Source organism: Cupriavidus sp. GW822-FHT02D05 (assembly GCF_058802485.1).
Genome location: NZ_JBXAOE010000012.1, coordinates 56,245 through 81,084, shown reverse-complemented (window position 1 = coordinate 81,084; position 24,840 = coordinate 56,245). Strand labels below are relative to the sequence as shown.

General features: G+C 63.6%; 25 protein-coding genes. 13 read left to right on the top strand and 12 right to left on the bottom strand.

The features are described from left to right. Positions 1-123 precede the first annotated feature (123 nt). From AC1RQK_RS17490 to AC1RQK_RS17450, 9 genes are all read left to right on the top strand, one after another. A complete protein-coding gene (locus AC1RQK_RS17490) occupies positions 124-1,179 on the top strand; it encodes a LacI family DNA-binding transcriptional regulator (RefSeq protein WP_492374928.1) in 1,056 nt (351 codons plus the stop codon). Positions 1,180-1,394: 215 nt separating this feature from the next. Next, positions 1,395-2,198, top strand: a complete 804-nt coding sequence (locus AC1RQK_RS17485; protein WP_183033517.1) for a transporter substrate-binding domain-containing protein — start codon at positions 1,395-1,397, stop codon at positions 2,196-2,198. A 55-nt stretch (positions 2,199-2,253) separates the two neighbouring features. Next, entirely contained in the window at positions 2,254-3,012 is a 759-nt protein-coding gene (locus AC1RQK_RS17480; protein WP_492373691.1) for an amino acid ABC transporter permease, read from the top strand. Further along, positions 3,009-3,659 (top strand): amino acid ABC transporter permease, encoded by a 651-nt coding sequence (locus tag AC1RQK_RS17475; RefSeq protein ID WP_150985829.1) that lies wholly within the window; start codon positions 3,009-3,011, stop codon positions 3,657-3,659. The genes AC1RQK_RS17480 and AC1RQK_RS17475 overlap by 4 nt, the downstream gene beginning before the upstream one ends. Further along, complete coding sequence (locus AC1RQK_RS17470; protein ID WP_492810102.1) at positions 3,646-4,380, top strand: amino acid ABC transporter ATP-binding protein; 735 nt, start codon at positions 3,646-3,648, stop codon at positions 4,378-4,380. The genes AC1RQK_RS17475 and AC1RQK_RS17470 overlap by 14 nt, the downstream gene beginning before the upstream one ends. Beyond that, on the top strand, positions 4,377-5,165 hold the full coding sequence (locus AC1RQK_RS17465) for a sugar phosphate isomerase/epimerase family protein (RefSeq protein WP_492810100.1): 789 nt from the start codon (positions 4,377-4,379) through the stop codon (positions 5,163-5,165). Before AC1RQK_RS17470 ends, AC1RQK_RS17465 begins: the two co-directional genes overlap by 4 nt. Continuing rightward, positions 5,162-6,106, top strand: coding sequence for a sugar kinase (locus AC1RQK_RS17460; protein WP_492810098.1), 945 nt, complete (start codon positions 5,162-5,164; stop codon positions 6,104-6,106). The genes AC1RQK_RS17465 and AC1RQK_RS17460 overlap by 4 nt, the downstream gene beginning before the upstream one ends. Before the next feature lie 20 nt (positions 6,107-6,126). Further along, positions 6,127-7,104, top strand: coding sequence for a 2-hydroxyacid dehydrogenase (locus AC1RQK_RS17455; RefSeq protein WP_492810096.1), 978 nt, complete (start codon positions 6,127-6,129; stop codon positions 7,102-7,104). A 36-nt stretch (positions 7,105-7,140) separates the two neighbouring features. Further along, complete coding sequence (locus AC1RQK_RS17450) at positions 7,141-7,956, top strand: shikimate dehydrogenase family protein (RefSeq protein ID WP_492373696.1); 816 nt, start codon at positions 7,141-7,143, stop codon at positions 7,954-7,956. Between the two features lie 43 nt (positions 7,957-7,999). Here AC1RQK_RS17450 and AC1RQK_RS17445 read toward each other — a convergent pair whose 3' ends face one another. Together AC1RQK_RS17445 and argH are read right to left on the bottom strand one after the other, a co-directional pair. After that, positions 8,000-8,962, bottom strand: coding sequence for a Bug family tripartite tricarboxylate transporter substrate binding protein (locus AC1RQK_RS17445; protein WP_492810094.1), 963 nt, complete (start codon positions 8,960-8,962; stop codon positions 8,000-8,002). 31 nt (positions 8,963-8,993) lie between these two features. Beyond that, a complete protein-coding gene (gene argH / locus AC1RQK_RS17440) occupies positions 8,994-10,517 on the bottom strand; it encodes an argininosuccinate lyase (protein WP_492810092.1) in 1,524 nt (507 codons plus the stop codon). 159 nt (positions 10,518-10,676) lie between these two features. On the opposite strand from argH, the gene AC1RQK_RS17435 reads away from it, so the two are divergent. Together AC1RQK_RS17435 and AC1RQK_RS17430 are read left to right on the top strand one after the other, a co-directional pair. Continuing rightward, positions 10,677-11,570, top strand: coding sequence for a LysR substrate-binding domain-containing protein (locus AC1RQK_RS17435; protein ID WP_492810090.1), 894 nt, complete (start codon positions 10,677-10,679; stop codon positions 11,568-11,570). Positions 11,571-11,642: 72 nt separating this feature from the next. Then, positions 11,643-11,780, top strand: coding sequence for a zinc-binding dehydrogenase (locus AC1RQK_RS17430; protein WP_492810332.1), 138 nt, complete (start codon positions 11,643-11,645; stop codon positions 11,778-11,780). 144 nt (positions 11,781-11,924) lie between these two features. Here AC1RQK_RS17430 and AC1RQK_RS17425 read toward each other — a convergent pair whose 3' ends face one another. From AC1RQK_RS17425 to kbl, 5 genes are all read right to left on the bottom strand, one after another. Further along, positions 11,925-12,413 carry a GNAT family N-acetyltransferase gene (locus AC1RQK_RS17425; protein ID WP_492810088.1) on the bottom strand — a complete coding sequence of 163 codons (489 nt, stop codon included), beginning with the start codon at positions 12,411-12,413 and terminating at the stop codon, positions 11,925-11,927. Positions 12,414-12,976: 563 nt separating this feature from the next. Next, positions 12,977-13,534, bottom strand: coding sequence for a sugar O-acetyltransferase (locus AC1RQK_RS17420; RefSeq protein WP_492810086.1), 558 nt, complete (start codon positions 13,532-13,534; stop codon positions 12,977-12,979). Positions 13,535-13,755: 221 nt separating this feature from the next. Beyond that, entirely contained in the window at positions 13,756-15,174 is a 1,419-nt protein-coding gene (locus AC1RQK_RS17415; RefSeq protein WP_492373701.1) for an amino acid permease, read from the bottom strand. 474 nt (positions 15,175-15,648) lie between these two features. Further along, complete coding sequence (locus AC1RQK_RS17410; protein ID WP_492373702.1) at positions 15,649-16,623, bottom strand: NAD-dependent epimerase/dehydratase family protein; 975 nt, start codon at positions 16,621-16,623, stop codon at positions 15,649-15,651. Next, entirely contained in the window at positions 16,620-17,822 is a 1,203-nt protein-coding gene (kbl, locus tag AC1RQK_RS17405) for a glycine C-acetyltransferase (RefSeq protein WP_492373703.1), read from the bottom strand. The genes AC1RQK_RS17410 and kbl overlap by 4 nt, the downstream gene beginning before the upstream one ends. An 88-nt stretch (positions 17,823-17,910) precedes the next feature. Here kbl and AC1RQK_RS17400 point away from each other — a divergent pair, with 88 nt between their 5' ends. Beyond that, positions 17,911-18,507: a helix-turn-helix domain-containing protein gene (locus AC1RQK_RS17400; RefSeq protein ID WP_492373704.1), complete on the top strand. Its 597-nt coding sequence runs from the start codon at positions 17,911-17,913 to the stop codon at positions 18,505-18,507. A 197-nt stretch (positions 18,508-18,704) separates the two neighbouring features. Then, on the top strand, positions 18,705-19,463 hold the full coding sequence (locus AC1RQK_RS17395) for a DUF4434 domain-containing protein (protein WP_492810083.1): 759 nt from the start codon (positions 18,705-18,707) through the stop codon (positions 19,461-19,463). Between the two features lie 252 nt (positions 19,464-19,715). Here AC1RQK_RS17395 and AC1RQK_RS17390 read toward each other — a convergent pair whose 3' ends face one another. The 5 genes from AC1RQK_RS17390 to AC1RQK_RS17370 form a co-directional block, all read right to left on the bottom strand. After that, positions 19,716-20,705 carry a Bug family tripartite tricarboxylate transporter substrate binding protein gene (locus AC1RQK_RS17390; protein ID WP_492810081.1) on the bottom strand — a complete coding sequence of 330 codons (990 nt, stop codon included), beginning with the start codon at positions 20,703-20,705 and terminating at the stop codon, positions 19,716-19,718. Then, positions 20,690-21,700 (bottom strand): tripartite tricarboxylate transporter substrate binding protein, encoded by a 1,011-nt coding sequence (locus tag AC1RQK_RS17385; RefSeq protein WP_492810079.1) that lies wholly within the window; start codon positions 21,698-21,700, stop codon positions 20,690-20,692. Before AC1RQK_RS17385 ends, AC1RQK_RS17390 begins: the two co-directional genes overlap by 16 nt. Positions 21,701-21,766: 66 nt before the next feature. Continuing rightward, positions 21,767-22,834, bottom strand: coding sequence for a hydroxyacid dehydrogenase (locus AC1RQK_RS17380; RefSeq protein WP_492810077.1), 1,068 nt, complete (start codon positions 22,832-22,834; stop codon positions 21,767-21,769). After that, the gene (locus AC1RQK_RS17375; protein ID WP_492810075.1) at positions 22,831-23,508 is read right to left on the bottom strand and encodes an RraA family protein; all 678 of its coding nucleotides are present in this window, start codon (positions 23,506-23,508) and stop codon (positions 22,831-22,833) included. The genes AC1RQK_RS17380 and AC1RQK_RS17375 overlap by 4 nt, the downstream gene beginning before the upstream one ends. Positions 23,509-23,570: 62 nt before the next feature. Beyond that, positions 23,571-24,710, bottom strand: a complete 1,140-nt coding sequence (locus AC1RQK_RS17370) for an alpha-hydroxy acid oxidase (protein WP_492810073.1) — start codon at positions 24,708-24,710, stop codon at positions 23,571-23,573. Positions 24,711-24,840 lie beyond the last annotated feature (130 nt).

The window sequence follows — 24,840 nt, the reverse complement described above, 5'->3', positions numbered from 1 at the left end:
CGACGCAAACACGACCGGCATGCCCGTCACCAGCCGGCGGATCTGCGCGAAGGCCGGCGTGCTGGCAAGTCAGGTACGCACGATGCATAATCCTGAAACTGGTTTCACCGAGACCAACTTCCCATGCCACGCGCTGTGACACAACCCAAGTCCGACCTGAAGCCCGCAGAGAAACTCACCATCCAGGACGTTGCCAACCATGCGGGTGTCTCGAAAGCAACGGTATCGCGCTTCCTGAACCGGGGCGGCGAGCAGTTGTCCGCCGACGTGGAGGCACGCGTGGCCGCAGCCGTGCGCGCGCTGGGCTATAGCCCGAGTCCCATGGCGCAAGCGCTCAAGCGCGGCAAGTCGCGCCTGATCGGGCTGGTGGTGGCGGACGTTTCCAACTCGTTCTCGGTGGCCGTGCTGCGTGGTGTGGAGAAGGCCTGCCGCGACGCTGGCTATATGGTGATGCTGTTCAACCTGGGCAATGACGAGCAACTGGAGCGCGAAGCCATTCGCTCGCTGTCGGCTTACCGGGTCGAGGGCTTCATCCTGCACACGCTGGGCCACGACGCCGGCGCCCTTGCCGATGCCGCGCAACTGGGCAAGCCGGTCGTGCTGGTCGACCGCAAGGTCGGCGACGCGGAAGTCGACCTGGTGGCCCTGGATAACCTTTCCGCGGTCCACGAGGCTGCCGGCCACTTGCTCGAAGCCGGCTACCGGCGCTTGCTCTTCATCAGCGAGCCGATCAAGGCCATCAGTTCGCGCAACGAGCGGGCCCGGGCCTTCCAGAACTTCGTCGCGGAACACGCCGACTCGCTTGGCGGCAGCGTGTTCGAAGCCCGTCCCGGTGACGACGACGCCCTGGACGAAGCGCTGCGCGCCCTGCGCCGCGACGCCGGCAAGGCGCCGGTAGCCGTGCTGGCGGCCAATGCGGTGATCTCGCTGCGCGTGGCCGCTGCCGCCGCTAGGCTGGGGTGGCAGCTCGGCACCGACCTCGGCCTGATCGGGTTCGATGATCCGGAATGGGCTGCCCTGGTCGGCCCCGGCCTGAGCACCATTTCCCAGCCGACCGACGATATCGGACGCGCCGCCACCAACTGCCTGATCGAGCGGCTGCAAGGCGCGCAGCTTGCGCCGCGCCAGGTCTTGTTGCCTGGCACCCTGGTCAAGCGCGGGTCGACGCGCCGCGGCTGACAGGAACCCGACAGTGGTTCCTGGCGACGCGAGGGCGTAACGAGCGCCCACCCTCTCCCCCGCCCCCCGCCCCATCCCCCAATTTCACCCGTAAGGGTTTCCACTGCTGGAGTTCTGAAACCGGTTTCCTATAATCCTGAAACCGGTTTCAGAACCGTACTTTCCGATCGCTGCGACGCCAGCGACGCATTCCACAGAACGTGCAGGAGACATTGATGACTATCCAACGCTTGTTGCGCCAGATTGCCGCGCCCGTGCTCACGCTGCTGGTCCTGGCCAGCGCCTCGGCCGGCGTCCAGGCACAGACCGTCGCCGAGATCGTCAAGAGGGGCAAGGTCACCATCGGCGTGGTGACGGGCGCGCCGCCCTTCGGCACCACGGACGCCACCGGCAAGCCCGCCGGCTACGATGTCGACGTCGCCAACCTGTTGGGCAAGTACCTCGGCGTGCCGGTCGATATCGTGCCGCTCACCTCTCCCAGCCGCATTCCGGCGCTGGAAGCCGGCAAGGTCGATTTCCTCGTCGCCACCCTGGCGCCGACGCCCGAGCGGGCGCGGGCCATCATGTTCAGCTCGCCCTACAGCGCGTTCGAGCTGACCATCTTCGCGCCGGTCGCGGCCAAGTACGCCAAGCTGGCTGAGCTTGGAAAGAAGAAGGTTGGCGTGACGCGCGGCACCACGCAAGACACGGCACTGACCCGCCTGGCGGTGCCCGGCATGAGCATCGTCCGCTTCGAGGACGACGCCACCTGTGCGCAGGCGCTGATCAGCAACCAGGTCGAAGCCATTGCCCTGCCCAGCACCACCGGCAACGAGATCATGAAGGCACGCGGCGCCGGCAAGTTCGATGCCAAGTTTGCGTTCTCGGTGCAACCGAACTCGATGGCCGTGCGCAAGGACGCTTTCGAGCTGCGCCAGTGGCTCAACACCACCATCTCCTACGTCAAGCTCAATGGCGAACTCGACGCCATTGCGCAGAAGTGGACCGGCAAGGCGCTGCCCGCGCTGCAAACGTTCTGACCCCGGCAAGCCCGACGTTGCGCGCGGGCGTCAGCCTGCGCGCCAGGAGACCCGCATGAACTATCAATTTGAATGGAGCCCGGTGCTGTCGCAGCTGGACCGCTTTGCGGACGGCGCGGCCATGACGCTGGCGCTCAGCTTCGGCTCGATCCTGCTTGGCACGCTGGTCGGTACCGCCGGCGCCATCGCGGCAGCGTTTGGCGGCCCCTGGCTCCAGCGCGCCGCCAGGGTATACGTCGAGGCGATCCGCAACACGCCCTTCCTGATCCAGCTCTTCATCATCTTCTTCGGCTTGCCTACCATCGGCCTGCAGATCGATGCCATCACCGCCGCGGTAATTGCCATGACGGTCAACCTCGGCGCCTACTCGACCGAGATCATCCGGGCCGGCTTGCAGGCGGTTCATCGCTCGCAGCTCGAAGCCGCCGCCGCGCTGGGCATGACGCGCTGGCAGTTGATCCGCCACGTCGCCCTGGTGCCGGCCTTCGAGAAAGTCTATCCGGCGCTGACCAGCCAGTTCACGCTGATGATGCTGACTTCGAGCGTGGTGTCGGCGATCTCGGTGGAAGAGCTCACGGCGGTCGCCAGCCAGGTCGATTCGCAGACCTTCCGCACCTTCGAGAGCTACATCCTCGTCATGTTCATCTACATCGGGCTGGCACTGCTGCTGCGCGCCATGTTTGCCCTGATCGGCAATCTGGTGTTCAGGCGCCGCCGCGTGGTGGCGCGCGCCAGGAAGGCCGCGCGCACTGCCCGCGTTGCGCCCCTGGCGCATGCGGCGCTGACGCCGGCTGTTGCAGGGAGCGCGAAATGATCACCGAGTTCTCCTGGAATCATCTTGAAATCCTGCTCCTGGCAGCACGCTGGACGCTGTGGGTGACCTTGCTGGCCTTCGTCGGCGGCACGCTGGCCGGCTTCCTGGTGGCGCTGGGGCGGACCTCCAGAAGCGCCCTGCTGCGCCTCGCCAGCACGGTCTATATCCAGATCGTGCAAGGCACGCCGGTGCTGATCGTGCTGTTCCTGAGCTACTACGGTCTCTCCGTGCTCGGGCTCAAGCTGTCGCCGATGGTCGCGGCCATGCTGGCGATGTCGATCTACGCCAGCGCTTATCTTGGCGAGATCTGGCGGGGCTGCATCGAGGCCGTGCCGCAAGGGCAGTGGGAGGCCAGCGAGGCGCTCGCCCTCACCCGCTGGCAGCAACTGCGCCATGTCGTGCTGCCGCAGGCCGTGCGGCTGGCCCTGCCGCCCACGGTGGGCTTCTCGGTCCAGCTGGTCAAGAACACCTCGATCACTTCCATCATCGGCGTCATCGAACTCACCCGCGCCGGCCAGCTGATCAACAACGCGACCTTCCAGCCCTTCGCGGTCTTCGTCGTCGTCGCACTTATCTACTTCGCGCTTTGCTTCCCGCTTTCTTCGGCAGCCAGGCGCATGGAAAGGAGGCTCCATGCCCATCGTTGAAGCACAAGGCGTGCACAAATCCTATGGCCCCGTCGAAGTCCTGAAGGGCGTGTCGTTTGCCATCGAGCCAGGCCAGGTGGTCGCCATCATCGGCCGCAGCGGCTCCGGCAAGAGCACCATGCTGCGCTGCCTGAACGGCCTGGAAACCATCAACGCCGGCAATATCACGGTCGCCGGGCACAAGCTGGATCACGACAGGAAGCGGCTGCTCGACCTGCGCCGCGACGTAGGCATGGTGTTCCAGAGCTACAACCTCTTTCCGCACCTGACGGTGGGCGAGAACATTGCGCTGGCGCCTGCCATCGTCAAGAAGATGGCCACGGGCAAGATCGACGGCATCGTCGACCAGGTGCTGGCCCAGGTCGGCCTGCAGGACAAGAAGGACTGCTACCCCGAGCAGCTCTCGGGCGGCCAGCAGCAGCGCGTGGCCATCGCCCGTTCGCTGGCGATGGAGCCCAAGGTGATGCTGTTCGACGAAGTGACCTCCGCGCTCGATCCGGAGCTGACGGCGGAGGTGCTGCGCGTCATGGAAAACCTGGCCGCTTCCGGCATGACCATGGTGCTGGTGACGCATGAGATGGAGTTCGCGCGCCGCATGGCCCATACCACCATCTTCATGCACCAGGGCAAGGTACACGAGGCGGGCCCGTCAAAGGCGCTGTTCGCGCAGCCGCGCACACCGGAACTGCAGCAATTCCTCAGCGCGGGAGCCCTGAAATGACCCAGCGGCAAGCAGGTAGTTCTTTGCAGCCGCCGGTGCTGATCTCGCTCACGGCCTATGGCGCGGACCTGGCCCAACGCGACGGGCAGGCGGCACTGGCGCGGATTGCCGCGGCGGCCGGGGCCGACGGCGTCGAATACCGCGGCGAACTCCAGCGCGGACACAAGGATGAAGTCAGGGAACAGCGCGAGGTCGCCGAACAGCACGGGCTGGCCGTGGTCTGGTCAAGCCCGGAGGGGCTCTGGAGCGAAACCGGCAGCCTCGACCTCGCCGCGCTCGATCGCGCCTTCACGACCGCGCTGGCGCTCGGTGCCGGCCGGGTCAAGATGTCGCTGGGTGGCTATAGCCAAGGCACGGCACTTGAAGGATTGCTCCCGTGGCTGCGGCACGGCGGCATCGAGCTCGTCGTGGAAAACGACCAGACCGCCAGCGCCGGCACCGTACCGCCGCTGCGCGACTTCTTCGCGCGTGCCACGGCACTCGGCAAGACGGTGCCGATGACCTTCGATATGGGCAACTGGCACTGGACGGGCGAAGATCCCCTCGACGCCGCGCAGGTCTTCGCCGCCCAGGTGGGCTACGTGCATTGCAAAGGCGTGCTGCGCACGCCTGCCAAGTGGATCGCGGTGCCGCTGGACCTATCGGCTGCGCCATGGCGCAGCGTATTGCGCCGCCTGCCCGCCGGCGTTGCGCGCGCCATTGAGTTTCCGCTGCAAGGGGAAGACCTGGTACAGGTCACGCGCAACCATGTCGAACTGCTGCGTTCGGTGGAGATCCCCGCATGAGCCCCGATCTGGACGTGGTGACGCTGGGCGAGGCAATGCTGATGCTGGTGGCCGGTGAAGCCGGGCCGCTCGAAGGCGTGCAGACCTTCCACAAGCGCACCGCCGGCGCCGAGACCAATGTGGCCATCGGCCTGTCGCGCCTGGGCCTGAGGGTCGGATGGGCCAGCCGCCTCGGCGATGATTCGATGGCCCGCTACCTGCTCGGCGAAATGCGGCGCGAAGGCGTGGATTGCAGTCAGGTGGTGTGCGAGGCCGGCGAGCGCACTGGCTTCCAGTTCAAGGGACGGGTCGACGACGGCAGCGATCCGCCCGTGGAATATCACCGCCGCGGATCGGCCGCAAGCCGCATGAACCCGGGGCATCTGGACGACCGGTGGCTACGGCGCTCACGGCACCTGCACGTCACCGGCGTGTTTCCCGCGCTGGCCGAAGGCACGCAGGCCGCCACGCGCCAGGCCATCGCCACCATGCGGGCTGCCGGCCGCACGATCTCGTTCGATCCCAATCTGCGCCCCGCGTTGTGGGCCACGCCCGAGCTGATGCGCGAGACATTGAACGACCTGGCCCAACAGTGCGACTGGGTGCTGCCCGGCATCGAGGAAGGCCGCTTCCTGACCGGCCATGCCGAGCCCGAACGCATCGCCGCCTTTTACCGTGGGCGCGGCGCCAGGCTGGTAGTCGTGAAGCTGGGCGCGGAAGGCGCCTACTTCGATGGCGAAGCCGGCACCGGCCATGTCCCGGCGTTCAGCGTCGAGCGTGTCATCGACACCGTCGGCGCCGGAGACGGCTTTGCCGTGGGCGTCATCAGCGCGCTGCTGGAAGGCCGGCCGGTGGCCGACGCCGTCCGGCGCGGCGCATGGATCGGCGCGCGGGCGGTGCAGGTGCGCGGCGATACCGAAGGCCTGCCGACCCATGCCCTGCTGGCGGCCAGCAACCTGTGAAGTCACAGCAAGGATTTGCGATGCGCAAGAATGTACTGGTGTTCCGTCCCATTCCGCCCGACCTGCTCGCCCGGATCGAATCGGAGCATGACGTGATCGTCGCCGACCCGCGCCAGCCGGCGCAACGGCCGGCCTTTCGCGCCGCGCTGGCAAACGCGCACGGCCTGATCGGCTCCAGCGTCAAGCTAGGCGCGGCCGAACTGGCCGAAGCCGGCCAGCTGGAAGTGATCTCAAGCATTTCGGTGGGGGTCGACAACTATGACCTCGCCTGCCTGCGCCGGCGTGGCATTACGCTCTGCCATACGCCCGGCGTACTCACCGAAACCACCGCCGACACCGTCTTCGCGCTCATCATGGCGGCCAGCCGCCGCCTGGTCGAGCTCGCCGCCCATGTGCGCGAAGGCCGCTGGGCCGCCAATATCGGTGAAAGCCTGTTCGGCTGGGACGTGCATGGCAAGACGCTGGCGATCCTCGGTTTCGGGCGCATCGGGCAGGCGGTGGCACGCCGCGCGGCGCTTGGCTTCGGCATGGAGGTGCTTTACGTCAACGAGACCGCCGCCGAACCGCCCGATCTCGTGGGGCGCGCCACCCGCACGGAACTCGATGACGCCTTGCGGCGCGCCGATATCGTCGCGGTCACGCTGCCGCTGACCGAGAGCACGCGCGGCTTGATGGGGCAGCGCGAGTTCGCACTGATGAAACCGGGTGCCATCTTTGTCAACGGCGCCCGCGGCCAGATCGTGCAGGAAGACGCGCTGCTCGCGGCACTCGACAGCGGCCACCTGCGCGCGGCCGGGCTCGACGTCTTTGCCACCGAACCGCTGCCGCAGGATTCGCCGCTGCGCTGCCATCCGCGGGTGACGGCCCTGCCCCACATCGGCTCAGCCACGCATGAAACCCGCCGCGCCATGGCGGAACTGGCCACGCGCAATCTGCTGGACGCGCTGGCCGGCCTGCCACCCGCCGCGCGCTTCGATCTGGCAGCCATCGCTGCTTAGGCAACCGTTCAATCTTCCCCGCGAGGACCATCCGCAATGCCCCGTTCCATTCCCACGCTGTGCGGCTCGATCATGGGCGAGCCTTTCACCTTCAATGTGCGTATCCACAATGCGGCCTATCGGGCGCTGGAGATCGACTACACCTTCGTCTGCTTCGGCGTGCAGGACGTGCCCGGCGCCGTGCAATCGATCCGGGCGCTGGGCGTGCGCGGCATGAATGTATCGATGCCGCACAAGCAGACCGTGATCCCCCACCTCGACCACCTCGACGAGACCGCGCGCGCCATCGGCGCGGTCAATACCATCAACAATGTCGATGGCGTGCTGACCGGCTACAACACCGATTGCATCGGCGCCGTACGCGCCTTCCAGGAGGTGACCGAGCTGCCAGGCAAGCGCATCGCGCTGCTGGGCGCCGGAGGCGCGGCGCGTGCCATGGCCTATGGATTGCGCGAGGCCGGCGCCGCCGTGACCCTATTCAACCGCACCGCGGCGCGCGGCGAGGAACTGGCCGCCTCGCTTGGCCTGCGCTTTGGCGGCGCGTTGTCCGACTTCCGGGCGGCAGACTTCGACATGCTCGCCAACGCGACGGCCGCCGGCTTTCGCGCACCCGATGTCAACCCCGTCGCCGGGCAGCTCGCCGCCCACCTGATCGTCATGGACGCTGCCTTTATCCCGGTCAGGAGCAAGCTGATCCGCGATGCCGCCGCGCTTGGCTGCCGCACCATCGACGGCACGCGCATGATGCTGCACCAGGCTTGCGCCCAGGTCGAGTTCTATACCGGCTGCGCACGCGCGCCGATCGAAGCGATGGAGGCGGCACTGCTGGAGGAGATCGCACGCCTGTCCTAGCCGCCCACTGCTCGCAACTGCCTCTGACTCACGCCGTTACCGGCTAGTCAATCTGGACCTTCGCATGCTGAATGACTTCAGTCCAACGTTTGGTGTCTTCGTTGATCAGCTTCTGGAGGTCGGCAGCCGTGCCTGGCAAAGGGCGTGCGCCCTGAGCAGCCAATTGCTGGGTCGTGGACTTGTCGTTCGCAATCGAGATCACGGTGTCCTGGAGTTTCTTGATCACCTGCGGACTCGTATTAGCCGGCGCCATCAGGGCAGACCACGATTCTGTGTTCGCATCCTTGATGCCCAACTCGTCGAAAGTCGGAATGTCAGGAATCGCCGGGCTTCGCTCCTTGCTCGCAATGGCTAGCACGCGAACCTTGCCCGGTTTTATATAGGGTTGCACCGTCGGAAGATTGACAAAGAGCACCTGTACCTGACCTGCCAGGAGATCCGCAGTAGCAGGGCCAGCACCTTTGTAGGGAACATGGGTGAACGCCGTGCCGGTCCTGAGCATGAACAGTTCACCGACCATGTGGTTTGCCGACCCCATCCCGGCCGATCCCATGTTCAGCTTTCCGGGATTTGCCTTGGCATACCGCAGCAATTCGGCCATATTCTTGGCAGGAGTGTTTTCTGACACCACCAACACATTCGGGACGGTAGCAAATAGCGCGACCGGCTTGAAATCTCTTGACGGCGAGAAAGGCAGGTTCTTGGATAGCAGTGGCTGAATCACTTGATTCGCCGGCGTCGCGTACAAGAGCGTATAGCCATCGGATTTCGCGCGCGCAACGTAGGCGGCTCCGATGTTCCCTCCGGCCCCGGCCCTGTTGTCGACAACAACCGGCTGCCCCAACACTTCTGACATCCGTGTGGCAAGAAGGCGCGCTGTGAGATTGACGGTGCCGCCGGGCGCGAACGGCACTACGAGATTGATTGGTTTGTCCGGGTAGGTTTCAGCGTTTGCTGCCGAAACGACACCCATGGCAAAGGCGAGAACTACAACGAACTTGGACATCGCTCGATTCCTCGGTGAATAGGCGTAGGAACTACACGCCTTGGTCGGACTCAGCGGAAACGAGCGCGCGGGTACGTCGTTCCAACAACGTTTGTGCTTCGACGAGCCGGTGACCAACCGCATCGATTGCATCTGTCTTCTCTTTGAGTGAGCGCTTTTGCTCGCCAATGTGCTGGAGGACGCCATCCGGAGCCGGCGCGCCATACGACCGGCGCGCGGCAACGTTGCGAACCGGATCCAGGCACTCGCCGATATCGTCTTCCGATAGTGAGGCCCTTCGCCCCACCTGTTCGAGCGCTGCGGCATCGATCATTTGGGCAGTAATCCCCGTAGCAGGGATTCCTTGGTCAAGCGCTTGCCGAACGACAGCGCCAATGATGTGATGCGCGTCCCGGAACGAGAGGTCGGCTTTTCGGACCAGCAGGTCAGCCAGATCGGTGACAGCCGAGAAGTCCTGCGCAGCACGGTCTGCCATGCGCAACCGATTTGGCTCAACGCGTTCCACAAGCAGTTTCATCAGTTCGAGAGCCTTTACGGCTTCCTCGCAGCTCTCCCAGCACGTCCTCGTGCTTTCCCGGCTACTGTCGCCCGAGTGCGAAAAATGGGTAGATTTGACTGTCGTCAGTGCGGCCGACGTCAGTCCGATCAGATGGGATGTCTTCCCCCGCAGATACTCCAGAACGACCGGATTCTTCTTTTGCGGCATGATGCTGGACGTGCCGGCAATGCTGTCGGGAAACGACAGGAATCCGAACTCCGGCGTCGACCAGATGTAGAAATCCTGCACCATCCGGCTGCAAGTGATCATCATGATCGAGAGCACCGCGCTCAGTTCCAATGCGAAGTCGCGTGACGCAACCCCGTCCAGCGAGTTCGCCATGGGCCGGGAGAAGCCCAGCAGCGAACTGGTCGACGCCCGATCGATGGGGAACGAGGTGCCGGCCAAGGCACAGGCGCCAAGCGGGCAATTGTCTGTCGTTTCCAGGACGTGCATGAGGCGATCAATATCCCGGGACCAGGCATCGACCAGTCCCGACAGATAGAACCCATAGGTGATGGGCTGCGCAGCCTGCATGTGCGTGTATCCAGGCATCACATAGGTGGCGAACCTCTCCGCTTGCGCCGCCGCGGCGCCAGCGACATCGGTCAATGCCCGACTGATGCGTAGAATGAAATCGCGCGCGCGAATCCGATCGTTGGTGGCGCCCATATCGTTGCGACTGCGTGCCGTATGCAAGCGACCACCGATGTCCTGACCTACCAGCCTAATCAGATGCGCTTCGTAGTTGAAATATGCATCTTCTCGTGCTGCGTCGAGCTCAACCGCTTCGGGGCCGTCCTCCTGCATCTTTATCAGAGCATTGGCCAGTTGAATCGACGTCTCCCGGTCGAGAATGCCTTGGTCGTTAAGCATCAACAGGTGAGAGAAATTGATTTGAGTCAGAATCGCGAAATTTTTCGCGAAGAATTCCCTGGTCGTGCGGGGCTGGAAAATGTAATCAATAACCTCTTTCGCGGGAGGTTGTTTGAGTCGACGGCTAACTTTCGATTCCATGATGGCAGCACTCTGTTAATAGGATACGACCAGTTTGGAATGAGGCGGACCATACGTCAAATCAGCGTTTCACTGCTATTCATACAAAATTGATATGATAGGATCCGGTGCACGCGGCCGGAGCGGGTCGGCCAAAATGTGTGCTTTTGAGGACCTCACATGAACTTCAAGCAAGTCGAGGCGTTCAGGGCCGTGATGAAGACGCGTTCGATGACCACGGCAGCCGGACTCCTCCACACCTCTCAGCCGAATGTCAGTAGATGGATCTCGCTCCTGGAGCAGACGGTTGGGTTCACACTGTTCCAACGAATCGGGACGCGGCTGATCCCGACGGCGGAAGCGGAGGCGTTTTATGCCGACGTGGAACGCGCATTTCTCGGCCTGGAGTCTCTGGGGGAAAGCGCGGATTCGATTCGCCGCCGAGGGACCGGCTTGCTCCGCGTGGGCGCCGTAGGCTCGATTGCACACTGCGTGTTGCCCGACGCCCTTCAGATTTTCAGGGCTATATTTCCAGACATACCGATTGTGGTTAATCTGGGGCGGTCCGATGTCGTCGCAAAATGGACGGCGACTGGTTTTTGTGATGTTGGATTCTGCTCTATTATCACTGATTTACCGAGCCTGGATTTTGAACTGATCAATACCGCTCGGGGTGTGGTAATTGTCAATAGTTCACATAGGCTGGCCGCGCATGATGTCGTGTATCCACGCGATTTTGAAAATGAACACTTCATATCGCTGCCCATGGGTAGCCCAAACCGAAACCAGATAGATCGTCATTTCCCCAATGACCTCAGGCATCTTTCCATCGAGACGCCATACGCCTCGACAATTTGCACGATGGTTAGCAAGGGCCTTGGCTCGTCTATCGTAAGCCCGATAGATTCCCGAGCGCTTCGAATGCAAAATGTTACCGAGATCCCTTTTTCTGAAGTGGTTCCGTTCAATAGCTACGCCGTGACATCGGACCATTTTCCAGTGGGATTCCTGGCTAATCGGCTAACAGACTGTGTGCGCCGTAGCTTCGAGGCCCTAAGACATTCAATAGATTGATCTTGGACCCGTGGTTTTCCAGAAGGCCCCAACCGCCCCGATCCGGGGACGGTACATCGGCGTGCGGATGGCATTTTCGAGGCACTCGCCCCGGGGAAAATCCATATGCCCATCGCAAGCCACTATGGCTTTGACAATGTGAAGAGGGCACATGCGCTGATCGAACAACGACAGCAGATTGGGAAGTCCGTATTATCGTTGGCTGGTTAAAGGCGGCACTGGATAGGCGCTTGCGGCGCCGAGAATCCGCGCGGGTCTCCATTGCGGCCCGCTGGTCTCCACCTGCCGAAGGTCCGGAGAGCGGCTGAGGATTCAACCGGTCGATCCACCGGTTGAATCCCCAACCCGAAGAAGTCATTCGGAAGGGGCCAACGCAAGCTTCTTCACCATGGGCATGCAGGCCAGCCGAAGTCCCGAGGGGGATTGGTAGATAGACGGCTTATCACCGATGAAACCACATCGCCGGTAAAAAGCGGCGGCGTTCAACGTGGCCTCGATATTGATCTCAGTTAACTCGGCCTGGCGCGCCAGGCATTCGAGGTGGGTCACCATCTTCATACCTACGCCGCGTTGCATGAAGTCGGGGTGGACAAAGATTGCCCCCAACTCTCTCTTTGCAAGGTCGAGCATGCCTGTGGCGACGGGATCCCCCTGGATGCAGACCAGATGAAAGTGATTTTCCACCAGGTCCCTATACCACTCCGTGAGCGGTACGTCTGTCCACGCCTGGACCTGCTCCGGGCTATAGGCGGTGCCGCATTGATCAAGTATCGCCAGACGGCGAATATCGAATGCCGCCTGCGCATCGCTTCGCCTGGCTCGTCGAATCTCCAGCATTTCCATTCTCCGTTCATGGCCATCGGTTCATGGCCATCAGTGACGGAGAACTAAAAAGCCCCGTCATTGTTGGCGGGGCTTCGAGTCATACGCTGAATCCTGGATGCGTACGACTTCATGGCCCGCCGAAGGCGGTCATGGAGAAGCACATCATGTTCATCTGGCGTATGTGGGGCATCCCCGGATAATGGTGGACGCTTTGCGGATTGTCAATGTCAGGGTCCGCTCCTGGCCGATCGTGTTGAAAACCCAATCTACCCGCTGAGCAGACCGGGCCTGCCGGTTGCCAACCTCTCAGATCGGCCCGTGTTGAACGATCGTCGGTTCGGGGTTCTCCCCTCCTGAAATCTCGCCGGGAGCCGGGTCTACGGAGTGTCTCAACGCCATCGGCGGCATTCAGCCGTCGGACCGATCCCTTGAACTATACGGTTACGGTCACCCGGGTCGTCTCGACTCTCCCATGTGCAGGAATGGGGCCGAATTCGACCCACAAGGGGCAGTCGCCTTTCTCAAGAGCGGACCTTCATAACCCGGCTTCGGCGAGTAGCCGCCCCTTTGCAGATGTTCCCTTAGTCAGCAATCGAACGAATAACCCGCGCCGGATTTCCACCGACAAGAGTATTCGGAGGGACGTCCTTGGTGACTACCGATCCTGCTGCCACAACCGAGTTCTCGCCTACGGTTACGCCACCGATAATGGTCGCGCCGGCTGCGATCCAGACGTTTCTCTCAATCACGATGGGCTTTGCGATTACGCCGTTATGCCGCTGGGAAGGTTCAATGGGATGGCCAGACGTGATGATGCTCACGTTCGGCCCAATCATCACATCGTCGGCAATGTCGAGTCCGCCAAGGTCATAGAAAGTGCAATTCTGATTGACGAAGACATTGCGCCCGATACTGATATCGACTCCGCCGGTTGTGTAGAACGGTGGTATCAATAAAAAGTTGGCGTCCACCTTCTTGCCGATGAGATCGCTGAACAAGGCACGGACTGCATCCGCATCGTTGAATGTTAACCGGTTGAGAGTGGCGGTGATCGCCATCGCTCGTTTGATGTTTGCTGACATGGCCGCTGATTCCGGCGTTCTCCTGGAAATTATTTTGGTGCGCTCATCATTCGCCATTCGTTCCTTCCTTCGATAGCCAAGCGGTCGGTCTGATTGTCGACGATCTAGCCCTCTCTGTCGATCGACCGTACCTGGCCGAACCCGGAAGTTCGTCGCCGGCCAACGCTCGATCGCGCCGACTCAGCTCCGAGCTTCCGTAGTCAACTGCGGATTCGACCGGTCGGGGTCCGGCGCTGCGCGCCGCCGCGTAGGAGCACCGGCAGCGCGCGGGACAGTGATCAAGCCGACTTTCGGACATGCCCCTCAAGCGGCGCACGCGATTTGGTGAGCCGATAGCCGATGCCGAGCAGCGCGAACCACACAGGTGCCACGTAGAGCGCCACCCGGGTACCCGGATCGAGCGACAGCAGCGCCGCAACCGCGATCATGAAGGCGACCACCAGCCAGTTGGCATAAGGCGCGCCAGGCATGCGAAAGTCCACCGCCTTGACCCGGCCGGCGGCGATTGCCTTGCGATAGCCGAGGTGGGCAATCATGATGATCGACCAGGTCCACAGCGAACCGACCAGCGAAATGCTGGTGACCCAGACGAAGACCTGCTCCGGCACGATGTAGTTGAGCAGCACGCCGATGCCCATCAGCACGGCCGAGAACGTGATGGCGGTGGACGGCACATGCTTGCTGCTGACCCTGCCGAAGGCGCGCGGCGCCTGGCCAAACTGCGCCAGCGTGTACAGCATGCGCCCGGTGCTGAAGATGCCGCTGTTGCAAGACGAGGCTGCCGCCGTGATGACGACCAGATTGACGATCGCGGCCGCCCCCGGAATGCCGATCCTCTCGAACACGTAGACGAAGGGGCTGACGCCGGGCTTCAGTTCATTCCAGGGCACCAGCGCCATCATGACGATCAGCGCGCCAACGTAGAAGATCAGGATGCGCCAGACGACGCCGTTGGTCGCATGCGGCAACACCTTCTCGGGATTCTGCGCCTCCCCCGCGGTGACACCGATCAGTTCCACGCCCTGGTAGGCGAACATGACGATCTGCAAGGTCAGCACCACGCCGAGCGTCCCGAACGGCATGAAGCCGCCATGCGTCCACAGGTTCGAGAAGCTGGCCGTCGGGCCGAGCGGTGTCACACCGAAGAAGATGATCGCCAGCCCGATCACGATCATGGCGATGATGGTCACCACCTTGATCAGCGCGAACCAGAATTCCAGCTCGCCGAATACCGCGACCGCGATGCAATTCACCAGGTACAGCACCGCCAGGGTGGCCAGCGCCGGTATCCACTGCGGCACGTCCGGGAACCAGTAGTGCACGTAGACTGCGACCGCGGTGATCTCGGCCATCCCGGTGACCACCCACATGAACCAGTACGACCAGCCGGTGGCGAAGCCGGCAAAGGGGCCGACAAACTCCTCGGCGTAGGTTGCAAAGGATCCTGTCACCGGGCGGTACAGCAGCAGCTCGCCCAGCGCGCGCATGATGAAGAAGATCGCCACGCCGCCGATGGCATAACTCAGCATCAGTCCCGGGCCGGCGATGGCGATCGCGCGCCCTGCTCCCAGAAACAGTCCGACACCGATGGCGCCGCCGATGGCAATCATCTGGATGTGCCGGTCCTTGAGCCCGCGATGGAGATCCTTCTCCTCGTGGGCCCGCTCTTCGTCGAGCAGTTTCCTTACGTCAGTCATATTGATCTCCTCTCAGACCCGCGAACGCTTGTCAGCACCCGCACGGCTCTCACCCGTGAATTGGTTCCGGCGCGCAATGACCTTCCGGATACGGGTTGCCCGGCTTCGCGCCGGTAGTGCGCCAGCATGAACCCTCCGATGTCGAAGCCGGCCCTCGCGGCCGGAAAGTCGGATTGCTGGATTTGCAGCCGTGATCATGAGTTGTCTCCTCTGGTAATCGTTATTCGGATCGATGCGGCCGGCGCTGCGCGCCTTGTCTATCGCCCGCGCGGCATCGCGCATCGTCCTGATCGCCTTCATTCCCCGACAACGCATCCCAGCGTCCGAAATCGAGGCGATCTTCTATCACTGGGTCTCGACCCTGTCAATACGTTTCCCGCGCTACCGTGCAACGACCTTCGCGCAGCCTGCTGTCATGCCGCGAGGCCGGCCGGCGCCCGGGTTCCTGGCTTTACCTGCTGCGCCAACCCGGTCTCAGCTCACGCATTCCAAGGCGCTACCCTGGTTCAGCGTTGCCAGGTTTTTCAGCATGTCGGCCACCATCTCCTTGAGGCCGAATTCAGGTCTCCAGTTCCAATCCCGCCTGGCTACCGAGTCGTCGATAGAGTCGGGCCAGCCACCGGCAATTTCCTGACGGAAATCAGGCTCGTACCTGACATCGAACCCCGGGCAATGCCGCCGGATCTCGCTCGCGATATCGCCAGGCGTGAAGCTCAAGCCCGCAAGGTTGTAGCTTCCCCGCTCGGAGATGCTGGCGCCGGGCGCCTCCATCAGCTCGATGGTCGCGCGAACGGCGTCCGGCATGTACATCATTGGCAGGGCTTCATCTTTCTCCAGGAAGCAGGCATAGGGTTGCGCCCTGAGCGCCGAATGGAAGATATCGATTGCGTAGTCCGTGGTTCCGCCACCTGGAGGCGTCTTGTAGGAAATCAATCCTGGATACCGCACGCTCCGGACATCCACGCCATGGTTCTCAAAGTACCAACGGCACCATCCTTCGCCCGCCAGCTTGGAGATGCCGTAGACGGTCTTGGGCTCCATGATGGTGCTTTGGGGTGTGGCGTCCGGCGGCGTTGTCGGGCCGAATGCCGCAATCGAACTGGGCCAGAATACTTTGTCGAGCTTCTGGTGACGCGCAGCCTCCAGCACGTTCAGCAGGCCGTTCATGTTGAGTTGCCACGCCCATGTGGGCGACTTCTCTCCGGTTGCCGACAATGCGGCTGCCAAGTGATAGATCTGGGTGATCCCATGCCGCTCGATGACATCGCGGAGTTGCGCCCGATCGGTTACGTCGAGCATTTCATGCGTGAGATGCGGGTGGCGGCCGTGCGGCACCATGTCGCTCGTGACGACATTCTGCTTGCCATAGCGATCGGCCAGCGCCGACGCCAACTCTGTTCCCAATTGGCCGTTGGCGCCAATGATCAGAACCCTGGCTGGCTTTGTCATTGAATGATCCCCAGTTCCTTGCCTGCGATCTCGAACGCCTCCAACGCCTGGTCCAGCTCGGCGCTGTCGTGCAAGGCGCTGATCTGTACGCGGATGCGTGCCTGCCCCTTGGGGACCACGGGATAGAAGAAACCGATGACATAGACGCCCAGCTCCAGCAGACGCCGGGACAGTCGCTGCGCCTTTTCCGCGTCATACACCATGACGGGAATGATGGGGTGGTCGCCGAGCTTCACGTCGAAACCCAGCGTGCCGAGCTTGCCGCGGAAGTACCGCGCATTGCGCTCGAGCTTGTCTCGCAACGTGGTATCGGCTTCGAGCAGGTCGAGCACCTTGAGTGTCGCCCCCACGATGCACGGCGCCACCGTGTTCGAGAAAAGATAAGGCCGGGAGCGCTGGCGCAGCAACGCCACGACTTCTTTTCGCCCACTCGTAAAGCCACCCGAGGCGCCGCCAAGCGCTTTGCCGAGCGTTCCGGTGATGATGTCGACCTTTCCGAAGATCCCACGGTGTTCGTGAGAGCCGCGGCCGCGCTGCCCAAGGAAGCCGGTGGCATGGCACTCGTCAATCCCGAGGAGCGCCCCGAACTCGTCGCAGATCTCGCGGATCTCGTCGAGCCGGGCAATCGTGCCATCCATCGAGAATACGCCATCGGTAAAGACGAGCTTGAAACGTGCGCCTGCGGCATCGGCCGCCTTCAACTGCTCGCGAAGATCCTCAAGGTCATTGTTCTTGTAGCGGAAACGCTTGGCTTTACAGAGCCGGATGCCATCGATGATGGACGCGTGGTTCAGTTCGTCGCTGATGACAGCGTCGTGCGGACCAAGGAGCGTCTCGAACAGCCCCCCGTTCGCGTCGAAGGCCGAGCCGTAGAGGATCGTGTCCTCGGTGCCGAGAAAGCTCGCGAGACGCGCCTCGAGCGCCTTGTGCAGGTCTTGCGTACCACAAATGAACCGAACGGAGCTCAAGCCAAAACCACGCTCGCCGAGCGCGCGATGCGCAGCCTCCACGACCTCCGGATGGGACGAGAGGCCCAGGTAGTTGTTAGCGCACAGGTTGATGACTTCCTTCCCATCGGTAGTCCTGATAAGGCTGCCCTGGGGAGAGGCGATGACACGCTCGGTCTTGAACAGACCGGCTTGTTCAATGGACTCGAGCTCCTGGCGGATGGCTGCGTAGAATGCGTCTGTTGTCGGCACAGCGGTGCTCCTGTAAACTGAGGATGATCGATAAACCGAACGTGTTCTGTATATCGAACGTTCTGTTCACTTTACAGGATCTCATTTCATGGCACAAGTCCCCCCGGCGGAGGCGTTCGCAGAAGGCCCCCCCGTCATTGGAGCCAGGCTGCAATTGCTTCGCCAGGCACGCAAGCTCTCTCTCGACGAGCTTTCCCGGCGTGCTGGCGTATCCAAATCGATGCTTTCGCAGGTTGAGCGGAATCTCGCCAATCCCACGGTAGCGGTCTTGTGGCGATTGGCGAACGCCTTGGGGATTGGCCTGGCCGAGTTCCTCTCCGGCGGGCAGGCCGACAAACCGACACCAACCGTAACGGTCATTCCTGCTCACTCGATCCCGGTGATCAGAAGCCCGGATGGCAAATGCGAGTTGAAGATTCTCGGCCCGGTGGACCTTGCGAGCCGGGTGGAATGGTATGAGCTGTCGATCCATCCTGGCGGCGTACTCGCATCCGAGCCGCATGAGAGTGGTTCGAAGGAACATCTGTCCGTAATGAGCGGCTGCGTCACCGTTCAATCCGGCCCCAGTGAGAAGAAAGTCCGGCACGGCGAGTCCGCGCGCTATCCGGCGGATGTTCAGCATGCCATTTCGAATCCTGGAAAAACCATGGCCACGGCATTGCTGGTCGTTGAGTACGCCCAATGACAGCCGTTCATCGGAAGTCGACAGGATCACGCTAGCCACATTGATCAGTGCACCGACCTCGACGAAGAACAGCAGCGGTGAGCGTGATCGCGCCGGGGCTAGCACGGCCGGCACAGCGCACTACGCGCTCAACGGCTGCACGTAGCCCTGCACCGAATGCCGGAATGCCCTTGGCGTGAGGTTGAACTGCTCGCGAAATGCGGTGGCAAAGTTTGCCGCGCTGGAGAAGCCGACTCGGGCAGGCGGAATGGCACCAGCGCCTGAAGGCCGTGCGCGCCCTGGGCTGCGCCGAGATCGTGATCCAGTGGGCCGCGGTGGATGGCGAGCGGCCCTGGCAAATCCCCGAGGCGCTGCCGGACTTCCTGTTCGACGATAGCGGCCAGCTCGGCCTGGGCATCCGGCTCGGACTGCCCTACGATGAGCGCTGGTGGCAAGCACTGGGCGCGCCTGACGCCGCCACGCTGCCGCGCTTTCTCGCCCAGACTCGCGCACGCAGCGTGGCCTATGCCGAGCAGGCCAAATGGCCGAGGCGGAACAATTTCAGCGGCTGGTACATTCCCTACGAACTGGAGCAGCACAACTGGGGCACGCCGCAGCGGCAAGCCCTGTTGGTGCCCTGGCTGCAATCCATCGCCTCCGCCACATCGGCAGGCCTCACCCCGCAGCCGGCCATTTCCACCTACTACAGCCGCTTGCCCTCTTCCGGCACACTGGAGGAGCTATGGGCCGTCATACTCGACCAGGTGGTGATTCGCCCGATGATCCAGGACGGCGTCGGGGTCAACGGCCTGGACAACTACCAGGCGCTAGCGCCGTTGCTCGCGCTGCTGCGCACCCGCGAGACATCGTTCGACCTCATCGTGGAGCTGTTCCAAGAACTGCCTTCCCAGGACGCCACCACCTTCAAAGCTCAAGCAAAGCAACTTCTGGAAACCTGGCGCGAACTCAGTGAATAGGCACCGATGGTGCAAAAATCAGCCTTGGGCTTAAATCAAACCGACTGGCTTTGCGCAGTGCGACTGTGGAAAATCCTGTCTGCATTGGCTGAATTCGCGCCCCTTAGGTACTGGCAATAGGATGGGGATATGAGCTGCATACTTTGAAAGCTCGATGAGTAATGTACGGGCACCCTGATGCTTGTCATCATCCGTCAATCGCAGACGCATGGTAGGCGTGGCGCGGAAGAGGCAAGGTTCCGCATCGCCGCCCTACTCCGCCTTCGCCCCCGAAATCCGGACCTGTTCCGCTGCTGTCGGCATCTGTTTCTTCACGAAAGTCCAGAACTCGTCCACGCCCATCGGCTTAACCGGCAGCGAACCCTGTTCGGCGAACTGCCGTTGCAGGGCCGGGTCGCGTAGCGCCTGCGTCAGGGATTCATTGAGCCGCTCCAGCGTGAGACGGGGTGTGCCGGCCGGCGCTACCAGTCCGTACCAGGAATCAGTGTAGAAGCCCTTCAGCCCGGCTTCGTCGAAGGTAGGTACATCGGGCAGCGCGGGCAGGCGCTGGTGCGCGGCCACGGCCAGCGCACGGACCTTGCCGGAGCGGATGAAGGGCAGCGCGCCCGTGGTGATGACGAAGTCGACGCGGCCGGCCATCAGGTCCGTCATGGCGGGCGCTGTGCCCTTGAAGGGGATGTGCGCGATGTCCACGCCTGCGAGTTTCCTGAAGACGGCTCCCGCCAGGTGCTGGCTCGAGCCGACGCCGCCGGAGCCGTAGTTCAACTGGCCGGGCTGGGCGCGTGCCTTGTCGATCAGGTCGCGCACCGAGCGCAGCGGCGAGTCGCGCGGTACCAGCAGCACGCTTGGCGACGTGGTGATCAGCCCGATCGGCGAGAAGTCCTTGAGCGGGTCGTGGTTCAACCGGCTGTAGAGTGCGGAGTTCAGGCCATGCGAAGCCACGGTGGCCAGCATGATGGTGCTGCCGTCGGGCCGCGCGCGGGCAGCTACGTCGGTACCGATATTGCCACCCGCACCAGCGCGGTTGTCAATCAGGATCGTCTGTCCCAGCGCCTTCGACATGTGCGCCGCCGCCAGCCGCGCCACGGCGTCGGACGGGCCGCCTGCGGGCCAGCCCACGATCATCGTGACCGGCCCCGGCAGCAGCGGCGCCTGTGCGGATACCGACGCGGATACCAAAGCGGATGAGACCAGGACGGCGCCGACTGCCAGCGCCGCCAGCCAGCTTACTTTTCCTGCCATGGCATCTCCTTCCAGAGTTGGCGGAAGCCTGCATCGCCGCGTTCGAGTTCGGAGGCATACGCAGCGGGCGCCAGATAGCGCAGCGGGGCATACATGGCGTCGGCCTGCTGGCGGAACTGCGAATCGGCGGCCACGCGTGCCATGGCGTCGACAAGCTTCTTGCGCACCGGCTCCGGCAAGCCTTTCGGTGCGGCCAGGCCGCGCAGCGAGGCCAGTTCGATGTTGAAGCCCTGCTCGCGGAACGTGGGGACGTTTGGCGCAAGCACGGCACGTGTCATGCTCATCTGTCCCAGGAACCTGATCGGCGTGCCGCCCTTCTGGAACGCCAGCGCTTCGCCCACGTTGATGGCGCCGATAGTGATCTGCTGGCTGGCCAGGGCCGCGCGGACTTCTCCGGCGCCCTTGTAGCCCACATGGGTCAGTTTCACGCCCGACGCCTTCTCGAACAGCAGCATCGCAAGGTGGTCGTCCGAACCCACCCCGGTGGTGCCCACGGTCACATGGCCCGGATTTGACTTAGCGTACGTCACCAGCGACGCCAGCGAATCAATGGCATTGCTGTTGTTCACGGTGAAGCCGCCCGGATCGTCCACGAGATTGCCGATCAGGTCATAGCTCCTCCACGTGAACGTGGTTTTCCGCTCGATCGGAATCGTCAGCAGGTTCGGCGTGTTGATGAAGCCGATCGTGTAGCCGTCGGGGGTGGCGCGCGCCAGTTCCGCAAAGCCGATGGCACCGCCGGCGCCAGGCTTGTTCTGGACCACGATGGTGGCGCCGAGCTGTTTTTCCAGATGCCGGGCCAGCAATCGTGCGACCAGGTCGGTGCCGCCGCCAGGCGCGTAGGCCACGATCATTTCGATCGGGCGGTTCGGATAGGGCGCCTCGGCATGGGCCGCGCCGGGGATGGCGGCGCCGACTGTACCGACAGCGAGAGCAAATGCGGCAGCCAGGCGCAGGGGCAGGTGCCGAAGCCGAAAATCGGGAGTTCGATGCATGTTGTGTCTCCTCGCCAGCCCTCCAGGGGTGACGTATTTTTAGTTCAAACGTTGCGTCGGTCGGGCCTAGCCCATCGCCGCCCGTAGTGCGGCCTCGATACGCTGGCGCGCGCGCGGCCACACCTCGGGGTTCACCAGGCGCTCGGGCCGGGCACCAATCGCCAGCAGCTCAACGATTTGCGTGGCGGCCAGCGTGGCGTTCCTGCGGCGGGCCTCATGCGTGACGCCTGCCGTGTGGAACGTAGCGACCACGTTCTCCAGCGCAAGCAGCGGATGGTCGTGCGGCGGCGGCTCCTGGTCCCACACGTCGAGCCCCGCCCCGGCGAGTTGGCCGCTTGCCAGCGCCGCGTACAGCGCGTGCTCGTCGTGGATGCCCCCGCGGGCCGTGCTGATGAAGATGCAGCCGGGCCGCATCGCGGCAAACGCGGCGGCGTCCATCATGCCCAGCGTGGTGGCATCGCGCGGGCAGTGCAGCGATACCACGTCGGCGGTGCGCAGCAATTCGTCGAAGCTCACCCGTTGCGCGCCGCGTGCGGCCATTTCCTCCGTGTCGAAGGCTGGATCGCAGCCGATGACGCGCATGCCGAAAGCCCGACCCAAGGCCGCCGCCCTGCGTCCGGCGTGTCCCACACCCACGAGCCCGAGCGTGCGACCGCGCAGCTCGTGCCCCATCAGGTCCTCACGGCTCACGGTGGTGTCCGTGCGCATGCGCCGGTCGGACTCGGTAATGCGGCGCAGCACGGCCAGCATCAGGCCCAGCGTCATCTCGGCCACCGAGTCGGCGTTGCCGCCGGCCTGGTTCATCACCGCCACGCCGGCAGCGGTGCAGGCGTCGATGTCGATGGTGTCGCAGCCCGAGCCGCTGGACGACACCGCCAGCAAGGCCGGGCAGCGCGACAGCAGGTCCGTGTCGACGAACCAGCGGCGCGGGATTTCGTCCTTGGCCGCCGTGATCTGGTAGACCTGCGCCCGGCTCAGTTGCGCCCAGGCTGCATCATCGGCGCCTTCGCGTGCGCAGGTGTGCAGCGTGACGCCGGGCGCGTCGCCGACGATGCGGTCGAAGGACGGATCCAGCCAATAGTCGAACCGCACCACCAGATGGTTCGCGTGCCTGGGGAGTGTGGGTGCGCTCAAAGTACCCCCTTGTCGCGCAGCGAACACTCCACCCAGCTACGGTCAGCGCGGCCTTGCGAGATCGATTCGAGCACGGCAGCCTCGGTGCGTTGCACCTCTTCCACGCGCGCGGCGATCAATTCGGCTTCCTCAGCGGGCACCACCAGCAGGCCGTCGCCATCGCCGATGACCAGGTCGCCCGGGCGCACAACCATGCCGTCGATGCAGACCGGGATGTGCAGCTCGCCAGGGCCATCCTTGTAGGGGCCGCGATGCGACACGCCGCGCGCATAGACGGGGAGCGGCTCCTTGCCGATGGTGTCGCTGTCGCGGATCAGGCCGTCGATCACAAAGCCCGCCGCGCCGCGCGCCATCGCCAGCGCCAACATGATCTCGCCGATGATGGCATTGGGTCCGGCCCCGCCGGCGTCCACCACGATCACATCGCCAGGCTCCGAGATGTCGATGGCTTTGTGCACCATCAGGTTGTCGCCGGGGCGCGTGCGGACGGTCAGCGCGCGGCCCACCAACGGGCCTTCGCGGCGATGGAAAGGGCGCAACTGCGTGGTGCCGACGGTCCGGCTCATGGCATCGCTGACATTGGCCACTGGAAAGCGCTTGAAACGCTCGAGCAGCGCGTTGCCGACAGTGGGCTCGGGCCGGGCGTGAATTCGGAAGCCGTGAGGCGTAGTCATCGGGATGTCTCCTGTGTTGGCCAGTGCGTCGGCGTGTTGGAATTGGGGTGGAGGGATGGTGCTCATACCGGTGCGCGCCGGATGCAGGCCGGGCCGATATCCGCCACGCGGCTCAGTCCGAGCATGGCCATGTCGCGCGAGATCTCGGCCTGCATCAGTGCGATGCCGTGCGACACGCCCGCGACGGACGCCACCGTCGCCGCATAGGCGAACGGGCGCCCGACGAACACGCAGCGCGCGCCGAGCGCGAGCGCCTTGATCACGTCGGTGCCACGGCGCACGCCGCTGTCGAGCATCACGGGCAGGTTTGGCACGGCGTCGACGATTTCCGGCAGGGCACGGATTGGCGCGATGGCGCCATCGAGCTGCCGGCCGCCGTGGTTCGAAACAATGATGCCGTCCACGCCGTACTGGCGTGCCAGCAGCGCGTCTTCGGCAGTCAGGATGCCCTTTACCACGAGCGGGCCCTTCCAGCGACGCCGGATCGTGTCAAGGTGAGCCCACGTGAAATGCGCCCGATCGGAAAAATCCCGCTCGACATTAGACGACAAGATCGGTGCGCCGCGATGGGCGTAGGCGTTCTCGAAATGCGGCACCCCATGCCGCGCCAGTGTGCGCGTGAAGGTGCCAAGCAGCCAGCGCGGGTGCGTGACGCCTTGCCAGGCCAGTGCGAGGCTTGGCCGAAACGGTGTGGAGAAGCCCGCGCGCAGATTGTTCTCGCGATTGCCGGCCACCGGCGTATCGACCGTGATCACCAGCGTCTCCACGCGAGCCGACTGGACACGCGACAACAGCCCGTCGATCTGCGCCATATCGCCTGGCAAATAGGCCTGGAACCATGTGCCTGGCTCTGCTTGCATGACCTCTTCCAGCCGGATCAGCGAAGAACCGCTCATGATGGCCGGCACTGCGGCGTGCCGGGCGGCCCGTGCCAGCACAATGTCGCCGCGATAGGCGAACAACGCGGAGATGCCCATCGGCGCAATGCCGAACGGTGCACCATAGCGCCGCCCAAACAGTTCGATGCCGAGGTCGCGCGTGGCCACACCGGCCAGCACGCGCGGCCGCAGCGCGATCTCTTCAAACGCGCTCCGGTTCTGCGCCAGTGAAACACTGTCTTCGACCGCACCGCTCACGTAGGCGTACAGCGGTCTGGGCAAGCGGCGATTCGCGAGTGCTTCGAAGTCGTTCAGCGCCAACACCCGCCTTCTCAGCCATGCGATATCACGTGCAGCCGAAGCAACTTGCTGCGGCGCAGCGGATGCGCCCCGGGCGGATTCCGGGTTGTGTGCTGTGGCCTGTGGGGCGCCATTGTGGGGGGCAACTGACATG